At 58.2% G+C, this 17,368-nt stretch carries 17 protein-coding genes; 10 read left to right on the plus strand and 7 right to left on the minus strand.

Annotated features, from left to right (window positions below):
* Positions 1 to 158 precede the first annotated feature (158 nt).
* Entirely contained in the window at positions 159 to 926 is a 768-nt protein-coding gene (locus KVG95_RS11440; RefSeq protein ID WP_217856536.1) for an AraC family transcriptional regulator, read from the plus strand.
* A 172-nt stretch (positions 927 to 1,098) separates the two neighbouring features.
* Here the strand turns inward: KVG95_RS11440 and bglX are convergent, their stop codons facing one another.
* On the minus strand, positions 1,099 to 3,327 hold the full coding sequence (bglX, locus tag KVG95_RS11445; protein ID WP_437180794.1) for a beta-glucosidase BglX: 2,229 nt from the start codon (positions 3,325 to 3,327) through the stop codon (positions 1,099 to 1,101).
* A 337-nt stretch (positions 3,328 to 3,664) separates the two neighbouring features.
* On the opposite strand from bglX, the gene KVG95_RS11450 reads away from it, so the two are divergent.
* Positions 3,665 to 3,982: a helix-turn-helix domain-containing protein gene (locus KVG95_RS11450; RefSeq protein WP_038979406.1), complete on the plus strand. Its 318-nt coding sequence runs from the start codon at positions 3,665 to 3,667 to the stop codon at positions 3,980 to 3,982.
* 109 nt (positions 3,983 to 4,091) lie between these two features.
* Here KVG95_RS11450 and KVG95_RS11455 read toward each other — a convergent pair whose 3' ends face one another.
* The gene (locus KVG95_RS11455; RefSeq protein ID WP_217856538.1) at positions 4,092 to 5,624 is read right to left on the minus strand and encodes an amidase family protein; all 1,533 of its coding nucleotides are present in this window, start codon (positions 5,622 to 5,624) and stop codon (positions 4,092 to 4,094) included.
* Between the two features lie 113 nt (positions 5,625 to 5,737).
* Complete coding sequence (locus tag KVG95_RS11460; protein WP_217856539.1) at positions 5,738 to 6,814, minus strand: MBL fold metallo-hydrolase; 1,077 nt, start codon at positions 6,812 to 6,814, stop codon at positions 5,738 to 5,740.
* 215 nt (positions 6,815 to 7,029) lie between these two features.
* Here KVG95_RS11460 and KVG95_RS11465 point away from each other — a divergent pair, with 215 nt between their 5' ends.
* Together KVG95_RS11465 and KVG95_RS11470 are read left to right on the plus strand one after the other, a co-directional pair.
* Complete coding sequence (locus KVG95_RS11465; protein ID WP_217856540.1) at positions 7,030 to 7,638, plus strand: TetR/AcrR family transcriptional regulator; 609 nt, start codon at positions 7,030 to 7,032, stop codon at positions 7,636 to 7,638.
* Between the two features lie 141 nt (positions 7,639 to 7,779).
* A complete protein-coding gene (locus KVG95_RS11470; RefSeq protein ID WP_217856541.1) occupies positions 7,780 to 8,325 on the plus strand; it encodes a DUF1003 domain-containing protein in 546 nt (181 codons plus the stop codon).
* A 6-nt stretch (positions 8,326 to 8,331) separates the two neighbouring features.
* Here KVG95_RS11470 and KVG95_RS11475 read toward each other — a convergent pair whose 3' ends face one another.
* Positions 8,332 to 9,273 (minus strand): LysR family transcriptional regulator, encoded by a 942-nt coding sequence (locus KVG95_RS11475; protein WP_217856542.1) that lies wholly within the window; start codon positions 9,271 to 9,273, stop codon positions 8,332 to 8,334.
* A 15-nt stretch (positions 9,274 to 9,288) separates the two neighbouring features.
* On the opposite strand from KVG95_RS11475, the gene KVG95_RS11480 reads away from it, so the two are divergent.
* On the plus strand, positions 9,289 to 9,996 hold the full coding sequence (locus KVG95_RS11480) for a CTP synthase C-terminal region-related (seleno)protein (RefSeq protein WP_217856543.1): 708 nt from the start codon (positions 9,289 to 9,291) through the stop codon (positions 9,994 to 9,996).
* Complete coding sequence (locus tag KVG95_RS11485) at positions 9,993 to 10,316, plus strand: antibiotic biosynthesis monooxygenase family protein (protein WP_217856544.1); 324 nt, start codon at positions 9,993 to 9,995, stop codon at positions 10,314 to 10,316. Before KVG95_RS11480 ends, KVG95_RS11485 begins: the two co-directional genes overlap by 4 nt.
* Positions 10,317 to 10,461: 145 nt before the next feature.
* Here the strand turns inward: KVG95_RS11485 and KVG95_RS11490 are convergent, their stop codons facing one another.
* The gene (locus KVG95_RS11490; RefSeq protein ID WP_217856545.1) at positions 10,462 to 10,788 is read right to left on the minus strand and encodes a DUF2025 family protein; all 327 of its coding nucleotides are present in this window, start codon (positions 10,786 to 10,788) and stop codon (positions 10,462 to 10,464) included.
* Between the two features lie 236 nt (positions 10,789 to 11,024).
* On the opposite strand from KVG95_RS11490, the gene KVG95_RS11495 reads away from it, so the two are divergent.
* The 3 genes from KVG95_RS11495 to KVG95_RS11505 all read left to right on the plus strand — a co-directional run bounded on the left by KVG95_RS11495 (position 11,025) and on the right by KVG95_RS11505 (position 13,974).
* Positions 11,025 to 12,152 (plus strand): glycerophosphodiester phosphodiesterase, encoded by a 1,128-nt coding sequence (locus KVG95_RS11495; RefSeq protein ID WP_217856546.1) that lies wholly within the window; start codon positions 11,025 to 11,027, stop codon positions 12,150 to 12,152.
* Between the two features lie 179 nt (positions 12,153 to 12,331).
* Positions 12,332 to 12,637 (plus strand): PepSY domain-containing protein, encoded by a 306-nt coding sequence (locus tag KVG95_RS11500; protein WP_217856547.1) that lies wholly within the window; start codon positions 12,332 to 12,334, stop codon positions 12,635 to 12,637.
* Positions 12,638 to 12,795: 158 nt separating this feature from the next.
* Entirely contained in the window at positions 12,796 to 13,974 is a 1,179-nt protein-coding gene (locus KVG95_RS11505; protein ID WP_217856548.1) for a GAF domain-containing sensor histidine kinase, read from the plus strand.
* Here the strand turns inward: KVG95_RS11505 and KVG95_RS11510 are convergent.
* Together KVG95_RS11510 and KVG95_RS11515 are read right to left on the minus strand one after the other, a co-directional pair.
* Entirely contained in the window at positions 13,971 to 14,111 is a 141-nt protein-coding gene (locus KVG95_RS11510) for a hypothetical protein (protein WP_217856809.1), read from the minus strand. The genes KVG95_RS11505 and KVG95_RS11510 overlap by 4 nt on opposite strands.
* 36 nt (positions 14,112 to 14,147) lie before the next feature.
* Positions 14,148 to 15,773, minus strand: coding sequence for a methyl-accepting chemotaxis protein (locus KVG95_RS11515; RefSeq protein WP_217856549.1), 1,626 nt, complete (start codon positions 15,771 to 15,773; stop codon positions 14,148 to 14,150).
* Between the two features lie 274 nt (positions 15,774 to 16,047).
* Between KVG95_RS11515 and KVG95_RS11520 the strand changes: the two genes are divergently transcribed.
* Entirely contained in the window at positions 16,048 to 17,070 is a 1,023-nt protein-coding gene (locus tag KVG95_RS11520) for a transporter (protein ID WP_007898751.1), read from the plus strand.
* Positions 17,071 to 17,368: the final 298 nt, after the last annotated feature.

Below are 17,368 nucleotides of genomic sequence, written 5' to 3' on the forward strand. Positions count from 1 at the left end.
GGCGGCACAGTCAACATTGATTTCGCCTGACACACCGCTTTCGCGAGCAAGCCCGCTCCCACATGGATTGCTCTTAACTTACTGGTATTAGGGCTTGGCCTGCTTCAGCAAGTAAGCCAATAATGTTTGCGTTTACGCCAACTGCTGGATGCCGCTCGATGCGCAATGTTTCGATTGATCTGCTGGACGATACGCCACGGGCGGTGGTGGCTATCGGTACGGATTACCCCGACGGTCGTCTATTGCCGCGCCATACCCACCGGCGGGCGCAGTTGTTGTACGGTGCCACCGGGGTGATGCAGGTGAGCACGCATGACGGCAATTGGGTGGTGCCGCCGCAGCGGGCGGTGTGGATTCCGCCGGGGGTGGCGCACGAGGTGTTGATGCTGGGGGTGAGCACGCGCAGTTTGTACATCGAACCGGGGGCGGTTGATTTGGGCAACCGCTGCCAGGTGATCAGTGTTTCGCCGTTGATGCGGCATTTGTTGATGGAGGCGGTGGAGGTTGCGCTGGAGTACGACGAGGCTGGGCGCGATGGTGCGCTGATCGACTTGCTGCTGCATGAATTGGCCCGTAGCGCTCACCTGCCGTTGCACATTCCGTTGCCCATGGATTCGCGGCTGCTTGGGTTGTGTCAGACGTTTCTCCAGCATCCGAACACTCATCAATCGCCGCAGCAATGGGCCGATCAGTTGCATATCAGTTTGCGTACTTTCAATCGTTTGTTCCGCCAGCAGACTGGCCTGAGTTTCAGCCAATGGCGGCAGCGGGCCTGTGTGGTGCTGGCCTTGGCGCGGCTGGCGGTGGGCACGCCGGTGACGCGGATTGCGCTGGATTTTGGTTATGACAGCCCGGCGGCGTTCTCGACGATGTTTCGTCGTGTGCTGGGGCAGGCACCGTCCGTTTGGTTGGAAGGGGTGAAATAGAGAGGGCACAGTCGCCAATGTCAGCCGGTCAAGCGCAATTCATGTGGGAGCGGGCTTGCTCGCGAAGACGGCGGCACAGTCAACATTGATGTTGCCTGATACACCGCTTTCGCGAGCAAGCCCGCTCCCACAGGTTCTGCGCTTGGCACTTCATTTTCTTTACTGATCGGTCTTAGCCACTGCCTTGTTCTGACAGCAACTCAAAACTCTGCTCCTTCACATCCTGGGAATCCAGACCGATCTGCACCCGGAACTCGCCCGGCTCGGCGGCGTATTCCAACTGGCTGTTGAAGAACTTCAAGTCGTTCTCATTGATGCTGAAATGGACCGCTTTCTCCTCTCCGGCCTTGAGCATGATTTTTTGAAAGTTCTTCAGTTCTTTGACCGGACGGCTGACGGAGCCAACGACATCGCGGATGTACAGTTGAACCACCGTTTCGCCATCGCGCTGGCCGATGTTCTTCACCATGATGCTGGCGACGAGATTGTCGGTCTTGCTCAGCGTGGTCGAAGACAGGGCCATGTCGGTCAGGCTGAAATCGGTATAACTCAGCCCATAGCCGAAGGGATAAAGCGGACCGTGGGATTGATCGAAATATTGAGACGTGTAGTTGCGAAGCGCACCTGCTATGTAGGGGCGACCGGTGTTCAAGTGACTGTAGTAATTCGGGATCTGCCCCACGGAGCGCGGAAAGGTGATGGGTAATTTGCCAGACGGGTTGTAGTCCCCGAACAACACATCGGCAACGGCGTTGCCTCCTTCGGAGCCGCTGTACCAGGTTTCCAGAATCGCATCGGCCTGCTTCTGCTCCTTGCCGATGGACAGCGGTCGGCCATTCATCAATACCAGTACCAGCGGCTTGCCGGTGGCTTTAAGCGCGGTGATCAATTCACTCTGGCGCCCAGGCAGATCAAGGCTGGTTCGACTGGCCGCTTCATGAGACATACTGCGGGGCTCGCCCACCACCGCAATCACAACATCGGCCTGCTGTGCAGCCTTCACCGCTTCGTCAATCATTTCAGCTGCCGGACGAGGGTCGTTCGCGATTTCGGACACTCCCTGGTATTCCAGGTATTTAACGACCTCCTGATCCTCCTCGAGATTGGCGCCTCGGGCATAGATCAGTGAGCCTTGGCTCATCGCGTTTTTCAGCCCGTCGTAGATCGTCACCGATTGCGCGGGCACGCCGCTTGCGGACCAACTGCCCATGATGTCGACGGTACTTTTTGCCAACGGGCCTATGAGTGCGATCACGCCCTCTTTTTTTAACGGCAAGAGCGAATTTTCATTCTTCAGCAGCACCAATGTCTTGCGCGCGACCTCACGGGCCTGCGTTCTGTGCAGACGGTATTCGGCGTTGTTATCAGCGGGGTCTTCACTGGCAACGCCGATGCGCCGGTAAGGGTCTTCGAACAGCCCCATGTCGTACTTGGCCCCCAGCACTTCCCGCACCGCGTTATCAATATTGCTCTGGGAAATAGCGCCTGACTCAAGCAGCCCCGATAGCTCCGGCCCATAGGAGAAATCGTTCATGCTCATATCAACGCCAGCCCTGATCGCGAGCCTGGCCGCTTCGCGGTGATTCTTCGCAACACCATGCTGAACCAGATCGTTTATCCCGTTATGGTCGCTGATGACCAGTCCCTTGAAGCCCCATGCTTTGCGCAACAGGTCTTGCATCAACCAGGCATTGGAAGCGGCTGGCACGCCATTTATCGAGTTAAGCGCCACCATCATCGCCCCCGCGCCACCCTCAATTGCCGAACGATAAGGTGGCAGGTAATCCTGGTGCATTCTGGCCAGGCCCATGTCGACGCTGTTGTAGTCGCGCCCACCCTCTACAGCCCCATACAACGCAAAGTGTTTGGCGCTGGCCATGATGCTGTCGGGTGCATTCGGGCTTGTGCCCTGGTAGGCCTGAACCATCGCTTTGGCAATGCGCGAAACCAGGTAGGTGTCTTCGCCAAAGCCTTCGGAGGTGCGTCCCCAACGAGGATCCCGGGCGATATCTATCATCGGGGCGAAGGTCATATCGATACCGTCCGCACTGGCTTCTTTTGCCGCTATGCGACCGCTTAACTCGATAGCGCCAATATCCCAGCTGGAGGCCAATGCCAGGCCAATGGGGAAAATGGTTCGATGGCCGTGTATCACGTCCCAGCCAAAAAACATCGGTATTTTCAGGCGACTTTGTTGAGCCGCGTCCTGCATGGGTCGGTTTACGTAACGGCTTACAGAGCCGTAGGTAGCACCGATTCGCCCGGCGGCGATCTCTTCGCGTATTTTTTCGGGCGTCATCTTTTCATCAATAGCGATCAGCCGCAGTTGGCCGATTTTTTCCTCCAGTGTCATCTGATTTATCAGGTTGCTGACAAAGGCCTCTTTACTTAACGATGCCATATCAGCCACGACAGGCAGGCTTGTAAAACCGATCAGGGCACAAAGCAGACGTAGTCTTTTCATGATTCCCTTCCCTGCATAACGCTGTGACGCACTGCGTCATAAACGCCACCTTTCCCTGTATTGAAAATCAGAAAGCTGACGTTCAATCATTGCTGCTACGGGGTTGAAAGCCTTGAGCTTTCAGGGTCCCGCATAGAAACAGCGTAGTCGCTCCCAAGCTCCTGCCTGACTGAAAAGTGTAATCAATCAAAAAAATGAGTTTGATCCTGGATCAAAACAACTGTACAAAAACACAGTACATTTTGAATCAGCACTCTCGAGCCCGGAGAACACCATGGCCACTCTTGCGATGAAAATCACCCTGGAACGTATCGCCCTCTTCCAGTTCACCCCCGCCCACTGTGCCCAGGCCCGAGCGATGCTGGGCTGGAGTGTTGAAGAATTGTCCGAGGAGTCCGGGGTTTCCGTTGACGCCATTCAGCGTTTCGAGGCTGAACGCGATGTGCTGGACGTCACCCGGCTGGCGTTGGCGTATCGGTTTGAGTCGCAAGGTCTGGTGTTCTTCCCGGGGTTTGCACCTGGCAGAGGGATGAACGTGAGAGGGTCGACACCGGATCCGGTGGGGCGGGCGGATTATGCGATGGTTGAGTGAGTGAAGTTATCGATTGAAGGGTTTGCGCAGGATCACGCAAAAGGAATCATCCTGAGCATGACATACCGGACCAGTGACACCGCAAACTCACTGGCCCGGTTACATCCCTTTACTGCTGTTTAAACGCCGGATCCTGGCGTTCTAACGAAGCCTGTTCATAGCTGTAAGCCAGCGCCAACAATTTAGGTTCACTCCAGCGCGGGCCGTAAAAGAACACAGAGGTGGGCAGGTCGCCATTCATGCCCGACGGGAGTGTGATCGCTGGGTAGCCAGCTGCTGCGGCACTGAATTGCGAGTATCCGTCGGCATCGGCGATCAAGGCGTCCAGATTGTGCTCGGACAGTTGCTCATCGATGGCGCCCTTGAAGTCGGCCGTGAACGCCGCGAACAGTTCAGTCGCCTGTTCGTGGGTCATGTCCAGTTCGTTGATTTCTTTGAGCATCTGCTGACCGTAACCTTCGGGGCCAGGATTGAGTTCGTTGAAGTCGATCAATGCTTGAAGCGTTTGGATCGGCAGCCCGGAGCGGCTGGTCAGGTACTCGGGCAGTTCATGTTTCATGCCCGCCATGAGCGCGTTGAAGTAACCGTCAATGTTCGGCAACCGGACTTTTAATGGCACTAAGGTAGCGCCTTGCTCTTCCAGTGTGGCCAGAGCCATCAGGAACTGAAAATCAGGACGAAGCACGGTGCCGTTCGGCCCTGTGTACTCGACCGGATAACCGATTCGCTTGCCGCTCAATGCGTCTGTGGCGAGCAATGCGGTGTAATCGATACCCACCGGTGCGTCGCCGGTTACGGCGTCCGAGGCATCGACACCTTGCAGGGCGTTGAACATGAGCGCGGCGTCACGAACGGTGCGCGTCATGGTGCCGGGAGTGTCTTGCAGGCGTGTGATCGGAATGATGCCGGAACGGCTGAACAGCCCCAGCGTCGGCTTGACACCCACCACGCCGTTGGCCGAGGCCGGACAGGTGATCGAGCCATTGGTTTCGGTGGCAATGGCCAGTGGTGCGAACCCGGCGGCTACGCCTGCGGCCGAACCGGAACTGGAACCGCACATTTCGGCGCCCAGTACGTGGGGATTTTTCCCTTGGCCGCCTCGACCACTCCAGCCATGGGGCAAGCCCATTTGCCGAACGTAAGCCCATTCGCTCATGTTGGTTTTGCCGAGAATAACCGCGCCTGCGTCGCGAAGCTGTTTGACGACAAACGCATCGTTTGCCGCTGGTTGGCCGATCATGGCCAATGAACCCGCGCTCGTTTGCATTGTGTCTGCGGTATCGACGTTGTCTTTAAGCAGAACCGGAATCCCGTGAAGCGGACCGCGAATTTTTCCATCCTCACGTTCTTTGTCCAATGCCGTCGCAATCTCGATGGCCTGGGGATTGAGTTCCATGATCGCGTTGATCGCCGGCCCTTGCTTGTCCAGTGCCTCGATACGCGCCTGCAAGTGCTTCACCAATGCTACAGAGGTGAGTTCGTTACGCTCCATCTGTGCAGTGAGTTCGCTGACACTCGCGTATTCGAGCGCGTTGACCGCGGTTGATGTTGCAGCGCTGCCATCCGCATAAGCGGAACCCGCGACCGAAAGCAGAATGGCCTGCGCCAGCGCTGTCATGCGTTTTTTGAAACAGTCCTTCATGTAAAGCGTCCTTGTTATGGCTAACCACGAGTGAGTCATTTCACTCGCCGCACAGCCTACCGAAGCCGTAGGAAACGACTGTCAGCAACAAGGATCGGGCGCTGTACGAAAGTTCATCCAGACTTGTAGCCGCTACAAGCCAAGTGCCCTTTTTCCTTCATCGTACTTTCCAGATCCAGCCACCAGGTGCGCCCACGCTGCGGATGCATCACATTGAACGCCTCGCCCATCTGCGGCGTGGTGATCGACACGCTCCGCTCCCAGGCCAACGCCAAAATACGATCGAAGGGTTCGTACCAGGCGTGCATCGACAGGTCGAAGGTGCCGTTGTGGATTGGCAGCAACCAGCGCCCCTTAAGGTCTATGTGCGCTTGCAGGGTTTGCTCCGGCTGCATGTGAACGTGCGGCCATTCGACGTTGTAGGCGCCGGTTTCCATGAGCGTGAGGTCGAACGGACCGTACTGTTCACCGATGCGTTTGAAGCCGTCGAAGTAGCCGCTGTCGCCACTGAAGAAGATCCGCGTGTCGCCGTCGATCATCACCCACGACGCCCAAAGCGTGCTGTTGGCGTCGAACAGCCCGCGACCGGAAAAGTGCTGCGAAGGGGTGGCGACGAATCGAAGGCCATCGACCTCGGTACCCTGCCACCAATCCAGTTGCCGTACTTTGCTGGCATCGACACCCCACTTGATCAGGGTGTCGCCCACACCCAGCGGTGTAAGGAAGTATCGGGCTTTGTCCGCCAGTTTGAGGACGGCCTGATAATCGAGGTGGTCGTAGTGATCGTGGGACAGGATCACCGCTTCAATCGGCGGCAGTTCTTCGAGGCCGATCGGCGGCTGGTGGAAACGCTTCGGGCCGGCCCATTGCACCGGAGAAGCGCGTTCGGCGAAAACCGGGTCGGTGATCCAGAATTTGTCCCGCAGCTTCAGCAATACGGTGGAATGACCAAGGCGATAGACGCTGTGGTTGGGTGCAGCGATCAACGCAGCCTGGGTCAGGGTTTGCACCGGGACCGGGGCGGACGGACGGCTGTCGCCTGGTTTATGGAAGATCATGTTCCATATGATGCGCAAGGTTTTGCGAACACCTTGGCGCTGCACCGGCACATGGTTTCGGTACTGCCCTTGAGCCTGTCGTGAAGCTTCAGGCGTTGAGGCGTTATCCGCTGGAGAAGTTGAAGTGGCCATGACTGAGTGACTCCAGAAAAACCGCACGATTGACGATTTTCCGTTTGGGACGATAAATGGCCAAGGCACGCACGCATCAGCCGCAGATTCTATTTTTTACTGGGCAGGATTAACAAAACATTACACTGCACAGTGTAGTTCCAAGGTTGCATCAAAGCTGATCACAAGTAAACTACCAAGTGTAGTTACCCACTTCTTCCTGCCTAAGCGTATTTATGACAGCTCCACAGCGCCTCACTGACCGTAAACGCGAAGCCATCATCCAGGCGGCGATTGCCGAATTTCGTGCCAACGGTTTCGACATCACCAGCATGGACAAAATCGCCGCCACCGCTGGCGTGTCGAAGCGCACCGTGTACAACCACTTCCCGAGCAAGGAAGAGTTGTTCGCCGAAATCCTCAATCAATTGTGGGCGCGGGTAACGGCTGAACAGGAAGCGGCCTATCGCCCTGACTTGCCCCTGCGCGATCAGTTGCGCTTGATGTTGCAGGCAAAACTGCAGATGCTGGCCGATGACAATTTTCTCGACCTGGCGCGGGTGGCGATCGCCGCCACCATCCATTCTCCCGAGCGTGCGCAGAACATGGTCACCCGAATGAGTGAACGCGAAGAAGGCCTGACCGTGTGGATTCGCGCTGCCCAGGCCGATGGCCTATTGAAACCGGTCGCACCCGAGTTCGCCGCGCAACAGGTCCAGGGATTGCTCAAGTCCTTTGCCTTCTGGCCGCAGATATCCATGGGCCAGCCAGGCTTGTCGCCCGAGATGCAGCACACCGTTGTGGAGTCGGCGCTAGACATGTTCCTGGCCTGTTATGAGCTCTGAGTCGAGCTGCAAAAAATGACACTGTCCGCGGCTTTATCGCTGACCGATCGCTCTGAGTAGAAACACCGAGATGTGTTTCAGAATGAAACTGGTGCTGGAGCTATAGTGAGCCTCAGTCCCAGCGGCCATGCAGAGAGCACCATGAGCACCCCGACCCGCGAAACCCAAACCGAAACCACCGGCCCCGTCGATCACCTGCGCTTCCATCGCCCTCACGCTCATCTGGCACCTACTTTCGGCACTGACCGTTTTGCCTTGCGCGCCGAGGCCTTTGCGCGGTTCTTCGGCACGCCGACGTTTCTCGGCGCCCAGACCTTGATTGTGGTGGTCTGGATATGCCTGAACCTGTCCGGCGTGACTGATTTCGATATGTACCCGTTCATCCTGCTCAACCTGGCGTTCAGCCTGCAAGCGGCCTATGCCGCACCGCTGATTCTGCTGGCCCAGACGCGTCAGGCGGCGCGGGACAAAGCCCAGTCAGACGCCGATGCGCGCCATCGTGAAGCCTTGGCCGTGGCCAACAGCGATCGTCAGGCCCAGGCCGCGCGACACACCGCGCAACTGTTGGAACTGCTGGAGCAAAACACCCGGCTCACCGAAATCACCAAGACCCTGACCGAACGCATCGAAAGCCTGACGTCGGAAATGCATCAACACTTCGTAGGCAAAGAGCCGCCGAAGGCGTGATCCGACTCAAGGCAACTTCAGCGCCCGCCCCAACTCATCGAACAACGTCACCACCGAGCGCAATGCGCGGCAGTCTGGTCGAGTGAGCAACCACAGCGCCGTGTCGTAACCGTGCAAGGACTCGGTCAACGGTTGCAGTCCATCACCGATGAGGAAGTCCGGCAATGCCGCGACACCCAGCCCGGCCCGTACCAACTCGGTCACCGATAACATGCTGTTGCAGCGATAGCTCGGTATCACGCCAGGCAATTGTTGACGTCGCCAGGCGACGGTGGGGTGATCGGCTAGGAATTCGTCGGGAGCGATCCAGGTCAATGCAGCCAGGTCGTGGGAATCAACCGATTGCAGATAGGCCGCGCTGGCACAGACCCGGTAGGAAATATCCGCCAGTCGCCGGCCAACCAAATGCTCGGGTGGTGTGCGGGTCAGCCGCAAGGCAATGTCGGCGTCGCGACGGCTGAGGTTGGCGAAGTCATTTGAGGTGCAGAGTTCAATGGTCAGCGCCGGGTAAGACGGCATGAACCGCGCCAGCGCCGGCAACAATAAACTTTGCAGGACCGAATCGGTGCAGGTCAGGCGCACGGTGCCGCTGATGACTTCACCGCCCTGCTCCACGCCAATGCGCGCCGCCTCCAGCGCTTGTTCGGCGCGTTCAGCCTGCTCGGCCAGGGTCTGCGCCAGCGTGGTCGGCAGGTAACCGGCGCGGCTCTTTTCGAACAGTTGCTGGCCCAACGCGGCTTCCAGACGGCGGACGGCGCGAAACACCGTCGAGACGTCGACTTTCAACAACGCCGAGGCCCGGGCCAGAGAGCCGCCGCGCACCAGGGCGAGGATCAGGGACAGGTCCGGGTAGTCGAGTCGATAGTGCGTCGGTGCATTGATCACTTGGAATAACGCCAATATTGATTGCGTGAACGCCAATCTATAGTGGGTGCCAGGAATCAACAAGCGTCGAGATCACTCATGGAAACCAGCGCCATCCGCATCGCCCTGATCGGCGATTACGACCCACAGGTCATCGCCCACCAAGCCATTCCCGTTGCCCTCGGCATGGCCGCCGAGCACTCAGGCAAGGACATACAGTTTCAATGGTTGGCCACCGACACCATCAACGCCGATACGCCACTGAATGATTTCGATGGTTTCTGGTGCGTGCCCGCCAGCCCTTATCGCGACATGAACGGTGCGTTACGGGCGATCGGTTTTGCCCGCGAGCAGCAGCGACCTTTCCTCGGCACTTGCGGCGGTTTTCAGCACGCGGTACTCGAATTCGCCCGCAATGTTCTAGGCTGGGAGGATGCCGAACACGGCGAGACATCGCCCGAGGCGACGCGAGCATTACTCACGCCGCTGACCTGTTCGCTGGTGGAAGCCGTCGACAGCATTCATTTGGTTGAAGGCTCGTTGATCGCCAAGGCGTACGAAAACGCTGAAATTCGCGAGGGATATCGCTGCCGTTATGGTGTGAATCCTGAGTTTGAACGGGAGTTACTGAAACAACAGTTGCACGCGGTTGGCCACGATTCGGCGGGGGATCTGCGGGCGGTGGAGCTAAACGATCATCCGTTCTTCGTCGCCACGTTGTTCCAACCGGAACGCGCCGCGCTCAAGGGTATTCTGCCGCCGTTGGTCCGTGCGTTGATCGAGGCTTGTGCGAGGCAACAATCATGATCGCCCAGACACCGGCAACGCCTTACTACGCAGTGATTTTCACCTCACTGCGCACCGACGGCGATCACGGTTACGAGCAGGCCGCCGAACGCATGGTGGAACTGGCCCGGGAGCAACCCGGCTTCCTTGGCGTGGAATCGGCCCGGGGTGCGGATGGGCTTGGGATTACGGTGTCCTACTGGGATAGCGAGGCGGCGATCCTGGCCTGGAAACACCATCCCGAGCACAGCGCGATTCGCGAGCGCGGGCGATCGACCTGGTATTCGGCGTGTCATACGCGGGTATGTAAGGTTGAGCGGGCGTATTTGTTTGAGCAGTGATTGCTGCGGTGTTTTTTAAATCGCCTTCGCGAGCAAGCCCGCTCCCACATTTGATCTCGGTCGTTCACAGATTTTGTGTACGCATAAGATCCACTGTGGGAGCGGGCTTGTTCGCGAAGAGGCCCGACTGGACACCGCAAAAACATCAACCCAGCACCAAACTCCTCACCGCCGTAATCTGCGGCACTTCCCGCCGGTTCATGTACACCCGCAACGGTTCGGTGATGTTGATCCGGTCGTCGATGTTCTGGTCCAGCAGCAACTGGATCAGCTCGCGCTTAAGCGTCATGGTCTGCTCGGGGCCTGGTGCCCAGACGAATTCACTGGTGGGGATGATGCCGTCATCAGCCACGTCCATGCCGAACGAGTCTTCGCTGAAACGAACGATGTATTGGCCGGTCTTGCGATTGAGGCCGACGAAGCCTTTGAGTTGGTCGGCGGCCTGGCAAATGAGCTGGGAAGTGATGCGCATGATAAACCTCACAAAAGGTCGTAAAGGACCGGTGATCGATGGTTTACACGCAGGGCAAGCGAACGGGTTTCCCTCTGCCGGGGAAATTGCCGGGGCCAAGAGTACTGCAAAGAGCCGCACAAAAGCGCTGAAAAAAAATGCTTTAAATACGTTTATGTCGGTCTGGCGATAGCGCAAGCGGCGCTCAGTTGTTAAAAGATAGGTCTTTGAAAATCCATCGCAAAAGGACTTCGACCATGCCTGTCACCTTCACCAAGAGCGCCCTGCTGCTGAGCTTGATGCTCGGACTCGGCCAGGCACAGGCCGCCAACGAGCCAAGCCCCACCGCAGTGGCGACCCGTCTGGGCATTCCGCACCCGGCGGTGATCGCCCACCGTGGTGCGTCTTTCGATGCACCGGAATCCACCGCCGCGGCCTACAAACTGGCCCGCGATCTGGGCGCCGACTACCTGGAGATGGACCTGCAACGCAGCAAGGACGGCGTGTTGTTCGCCCTGCACGACAACAACCTGCAACGCACCACCGACGTCGCTACCAAGTTCCCTGAACGCAAGGACAGCCTGGCCAACGAATTCACTATCGCCGAGCTCAAAACCCTGGATGCCGGCAGCTGGTTCAACAGCGCTTACCCGGATCGCGCGCGTCCGTCTTATACAGGTCTGAAGATCCTGACCCTGGACGAAATCATCGACATCGCCCAGGGCAACCCGCTGCACAAGCCTGGTCTGTACATCGAAACCAAAGAGCCAAAGCAGTTTCCCGGCATCGAGCGTGACCTCAAGGATAAATTGCAGGACCGCGGCTGGCTGAGCCCGACCGGCTCAAAACTGGCGAAGAGCAATCTGGCGGTCGGCCAGGGCAAAGGCAAAGTAGTGCTGCAAACCTTTGAGAAGAGCAGCCTCGAATTGCTTGAGAAAGAAATGCCGCAAGTGCCGAAAATCCTGCTGCTGTGGGTGGGCGAAGGCAGCATCGAGCCGAAATCCAAAGTGACGTTCGCCGAGTCCGGTGACAAGGACAAAGCGACCTACTACGCCAGGCAGGAGCCAAAAGACAAAGCCGAATTCCAGCAATGGGTCGAGTACGCCAAGGCCCAGGGCGCTATCGGTACCGGCCCTTCAGCCGCACTGACCAAGGGTGGCGATCAGAGCTATTCGGACCTGGTGAAACCGTGGATGAACCAGTACACCCACGATCAGGGCCTGCTGGTGCACGTCTACACCATCGACGATGCGGTGGACTATCAGAAAGTGGCGGAGGCCGGTGTCGATGGCATCTTCACCAACCGCGCCAGCGAACTGCTGAATTTCTATAAGCGTCCGGCGGCGGCGAGCGTTGCGCAGTTGTTGCAGAACAACGGTTACTGATTCGAGACCGTGGCGCCTGTTTCGCGGGCAAGCCACGCTCCCACAAGGTCTGCGCAAAACCTGTGGGAGCGCGGCTTGCCCGCGAAGCTTTAGTTTGGCGCCACGGGCAATTAAGGGTGAATTAAGTTGCACGAGCTAACCTGATCCCACTTAAACAGCTCATCCAAGGAAAGAACTTCATGAAAACCTTAACTGCCCTGTTCACCGCTGCTGCCCTGACCCTCACTGCTGGCCTGGCCCAGGCTGACGTTCGCGTCGACCAGATCCCTGAGTTGGTCAAGAGCGGCAAGATCAAACCACTGGAAGAACTGAACCAGGCGGCCTTGAAGTTGCACCCGGGTGCCACGATTACCGACACCGACCTGGATAACCACTTCAACGGCTACGAATATGAAGTTGAACTGCGTATGGCTGACGGCACCGAGTGGGACGTGGACTTCGATGCCACTACCGGCAAGGTTCTGAGCGACAAACAAGACACGTGATTCAACAGCAAAAAGCCGCACGACTTTCGGGTCGTGCGGCTTTTTTGCGTTCGGCGTCAGGCAGTTTGCTGAAGTGACGAACGAAGCCGCGACAATTCGCGCAAGCCCGCTAGAATCCCTCAAAACCATTTGGCATGTTGAAGCAGAGAACCAAGGATATGGGGCAAACAGCGGCAGCAGACATCACCACAATCAGCCGGATCAGTGCGGTGCCGGCGATTCTTCAGGTGATCAGTGAGCTGACCGGCTTGCGGTTCGCGGCGGTGACCCGTGTTACCGAAGAGGCTTGGACTGCCTGCGCGGTGCTCGATCGACTGGATTTCGGTTTGCAGGTGGGCGATGAATTGGACCTGGTCTCCACCCTGTGCAACGAAATCCGCCAGGGCCACCATTCGGTGGTGATCGACAAGGCCAGTGAAGATCCACTCTATCGCGACCATCAAACGCCCCACACCTATCAATTCGAAAGCTACATTGCCGTCCCGATATTGCGCACCGACGGGCGCTTTTTCGGCACTATTTGTGCCCTTGATCCCAATCCGGCACCGCTCAAATCCAGCACGATCCAGAGCACCATGGAGTCGTTCGCCCGGATGCTCGCGCTACAGATCGAAGCTGACGAAAACCTGCAACGGACCGAAGCGGCGCGGATCAAGGAACGCCAAACCGCCGAACTGCGCGAACAGTTCATCGCCGTGCTCGGCCATGACCTGCGCAACCCCCTGTTCGCCATCAGCGCCGGCGCCGAAATGCTCCTGCGCAAAGTCTCTGACCCGGCGAATGAACAACGGGCCAGACACATCCTCACCAGCGCCCGGCGTGCGACCAAACTGGTGGACGATGTGCTGGACTTCGCGCGGGGGTCACTGGGCCGAGGCATTCCGGTGAATATCGAGCCTTGCCCGGATCTGGGGGATGCGTTGCGGCACGTGATTTCCGAGATCCAGAGCATTCACCCAAAACGCATCATTCAGTCGTCGATTGGCGACCTGAGCAATGTTCATTGCGATCGCGAACGGGTCGCGCAATTGCTATCCAATCTGGTGGCGAACGCCGTTGTCCACGGAGACCCCAACGGCCCGATCGAGGTCAGTGCGCAGATCAAGGAAGGACACTTTGTATTGAGCGTAAGAAACCAAGGGCTGATTGCCGAAGATGCGCTGCCGCATCTGTTCCAGCCCTACTCGAAACCAGCCAGCGCAACACCGCAGGCCGGCCTCGGGTTGGGGTTGTACATTGCCAGTCAGATTGCGCAGTCCCATGGCGGGAAGCTGGAGGTGGTATCGACCGAGCAACAGGGCACGACATTTACCTTCAACTTGCCCTCACGGACTTAAGCGGCGGTGCTGACCACCGAACCCGACGTACTGCCACCCTCATCCTGCAACGCCTGTAACAACGCCGCCGTCACCGTCTGCAACGAAGCCGACGTGGCATCGACGGGCGCGGCACGGACTTGAGAGTGACTGTGCACCGATTCGGTATCTGAACCGATACACAGCCCATTTCACTAAGCGCTCAATCGCGCCGTCACTTCATTCAACTGCCCCGACAAGCCATGCAGATTGTGGCTGGCCGCTTCGGTGCGCTGTACGTTGTCCAGGTTAGTACTGGCGATGCTGGTGATTTCGGTGAGGTTGCGCGAGATGTCTTCAGCCACTGAAGTCTGCTCTTCAGCGGCAGTGGCGATCTGGCGGTTCATGTCGCGAATGGCCTCCACGGCATGGGTGATGCGCTCGAGCATGGCGCCGGCCTGAGTCACTTGCTCGACACTTTCTTCGCTGCGCGATTGACCGCTTTCGATTGCCTGGGCCGCGTCCACCGCACCGGTTTGCACGGTTTGAATGATCTGGTTGATCTCTATGATCGACGCTGCCGTGCGCTGGGCCAGGCTGCGCACCTCATCGGCGACCACCGCAAAACCACGCCCGGCTTCTCCGGCACGGGCCGCTTCGATTGCGGCGTTGAGCGCCAGCAGGTTGGTCTGTTCGGCGATGCCGCGAATCACTTCCAGCACTTTACCGATGCGTCCACTGTCAGCTTCCAGACGACGGATGACCGTGGCGGTGTTGGCGATTTCGCCGCGCATTTGGGTAATGGTGTGAATGGTGCCCTGCATGACTTTTTCGCCCTGCTGAGCGGACTGGTCGGCATCGTCGGCCGCACGTGCCGCGTCGGCTGCGTGACGCGCGACTTCTTGCGCGGTGGCGGACATTTCGTTCATCGCCGTGGCCACCTGATCGGTGCGGTTGAATTGCTCGTTGGTGCCGCTGGCCATGAGGCCGGCAATCGAGTTCAGCTCGCCGCTGGCGCTGTCCAGGTCCGTCGCGCTGCGCTGCAAACGGCTGAAGGTTTCGGCGAGGAAATCGCGCAAGGTGTTGGCGGCCTTGGCCAGGTTGCCCAACTCGTCCTGACGGCTGCTGGCCACGCGCTCGGCGAAGCGCCCCTGGCTGAGTTGTGCCACATAGTCGATCAGTTTACGGATCGGCTCCACCAGGTTGCGGTTGACCAGCCACAGACTCAACAGGCCAATCAGCAGACCCGACACTAACATCACGATGATCCCCAACAACACCGTCTGATCGGCGCTGGCACTGATCAATGCCGACTGCTCGGTGCCCTGCTTGCGCAGTTCGCTGACCAGTTCACTCATCTGCTCGCTGGCAGCACGGTCCACGCCTTTGACCGCGTTGTCGCCAGCCGTTGGATCAGCACCGGCTGCCACGTAGGCATCACGGCCCTTTTGATAGGCCGTACCTAATACACGATGCTCTTCACGCAAGCGTTCGATGCGGGTCTTGAGTTGCGGCTCGATGCCCTTCTGCCCGGCCAGTTCACCGAGGATGCCCTGCACGTCGCGTTGGCGGTCCTCGAACTGCTTCCAGTATTTGTCCAGGTCCGCTGGTTGCTTACCGCGCAGCAGGACGTTTTTCCATTCCTGGACCTGCACCTTGAATTGCAAGTTGGCTTCATCGATCAATTGCGACGCGTGCAATGGACCTTCGATCAGGTTCGCGTAGCTCTGAACGCCACTGGACAGAAAGTGAAAGCAGGCCAAAGCGATCAGCAACATCGCCAACAGGCTGCCGCTCAACAGGGCGAGGATTTGCGCTCTCAGGGATTTTTGCAAAAACATCGAGTGATATCTCATGACAGGGATAAGGCACGCCCAAGTGGCGTGCAAGATGTCCGGACATCCCTGTCAGCGACGCTGGTTCACCACCAGAATCGGAAGATCAACATTAGCGTCATCGGCGGGGCAGAGCCTTTCTTGAGCCCTTCCGACCACCGGTAGGAGGCGAATTTTCAGCACCATTCAACTGTCACAAAACCTTCAAGTTGCGTTGCGATGATGGGGCTTAAGTGAACCTGTGAAACCTGCGACAGGCGCCTCCTCACAGCGAGACCTCATGAACCACAGCATTGACCAGCGCCATCGCGATTCCGATCTGTTCGGCCTGCTTTACGGTTTCAGTTTTCGCCCCGGCGAGCGTGGCCGAGAGATCGATTCGGCCAAGGCGTTGCACTGCCTGCAACAACCGGACGACAGTGATGAATTCCTCTGGCTGCACCTGAACCTGGCCCATGCCGCGTGCGAGCGCTGGATGAAAAGCCATCTGGCATTGCCCGACGAGTTTTTTGAAGCGCTACACGAAGGTTCTCGCTCGACGCGCATCGAGCATGTCGATTCAGCGTTGCTGGCGGTGGTCAACGACGTGGTGTTCAACCTCAGCAGCATGGTCTCCTCGGATGTCTCGACGCTGTGGGTTTGCGCCCGCAGTCGGCTGATCATCAGCGCACGCCTGCAACCGCTGCACTCGGTGGACAAGTTGCGTTCTTCGGTGAAGGCCGGTGAATGCTTTCGCTCACCGCTGGAATTACTGGTGCATTTGCTGCGCGATCAGGGCGAAGTTCTGACGCAGATCGTGCGCAAGACCAGCCTCAGTGTCGATCAGATCGAAGATGAGTTGCTGTCTTCGCGCCTGTCGACCAACCGGGCTGAGCTGGGTGCCAACCGCCGGGTGCTGGTACGCCTGCAACGGTTGCTGGCGCTGGAGCCGGGGTCGTTACTGCGCCTGCTCAATCGCCCGCCGCAATGGTTGCAGAAGGAGGACGTCAAGGAGCTGCGCAAGTCCACCGAGGAGTTTGCGCTGATCATCAACGACCTCACGGCCCTCGGTGAACGGATCAAGCTGTTGCAAGAAGAGATCGCCGCCAACCTCAATGAACAGAGCAACCGCACGCTGTTCACCCTGACCGTGGTCACGGTGCTGGCGCTGCCGATCAACATCATTGCCGGTTTCTTCGGCATGAACGTCGGCGGCGTGCCGCTATCCGGCGATCCGGAAGGGTTCTGGATTCTGGTGGCGCTGGTCGCGACGTTTACCCTGATTGCCGGACGCTGGGCGTTTCGCAAGCGCCAGGATTATTGAATCCTTCGGCCCCACCGATTCTTTGTGGCGAGGGGGCTTACCCCCGTTGGGCTGCGCAGCGGCCCCTATCCGGTTTCTTCAGTCAGACCGCATTCTCTGGTTTACGACTGCTTCGCAGCCGAACGGGGCGGTGCGGCGTTCCGACAAGCCCCCTCGCCACAGGTATTGTGAAACCCCAATATCGGTGTGGAGTCAGATCAACAGACCACAAAAAAACCAAACACTGACCCAGCGCAGCCTCTCTGTAATATTTAGCAACGATCATGACCGATACTCCTTCTCTGCTCAGGATTATCCG

The organism is Pseudomonas farris (assembly GCF_019145235.1).
Lineage (GTDB): Bacteria > Pseudomonadota > Gammaproteobacteria > Pseudomonadales > Pseudomonadaceae > Aquipseudomonas > Aquipseudomonas farris.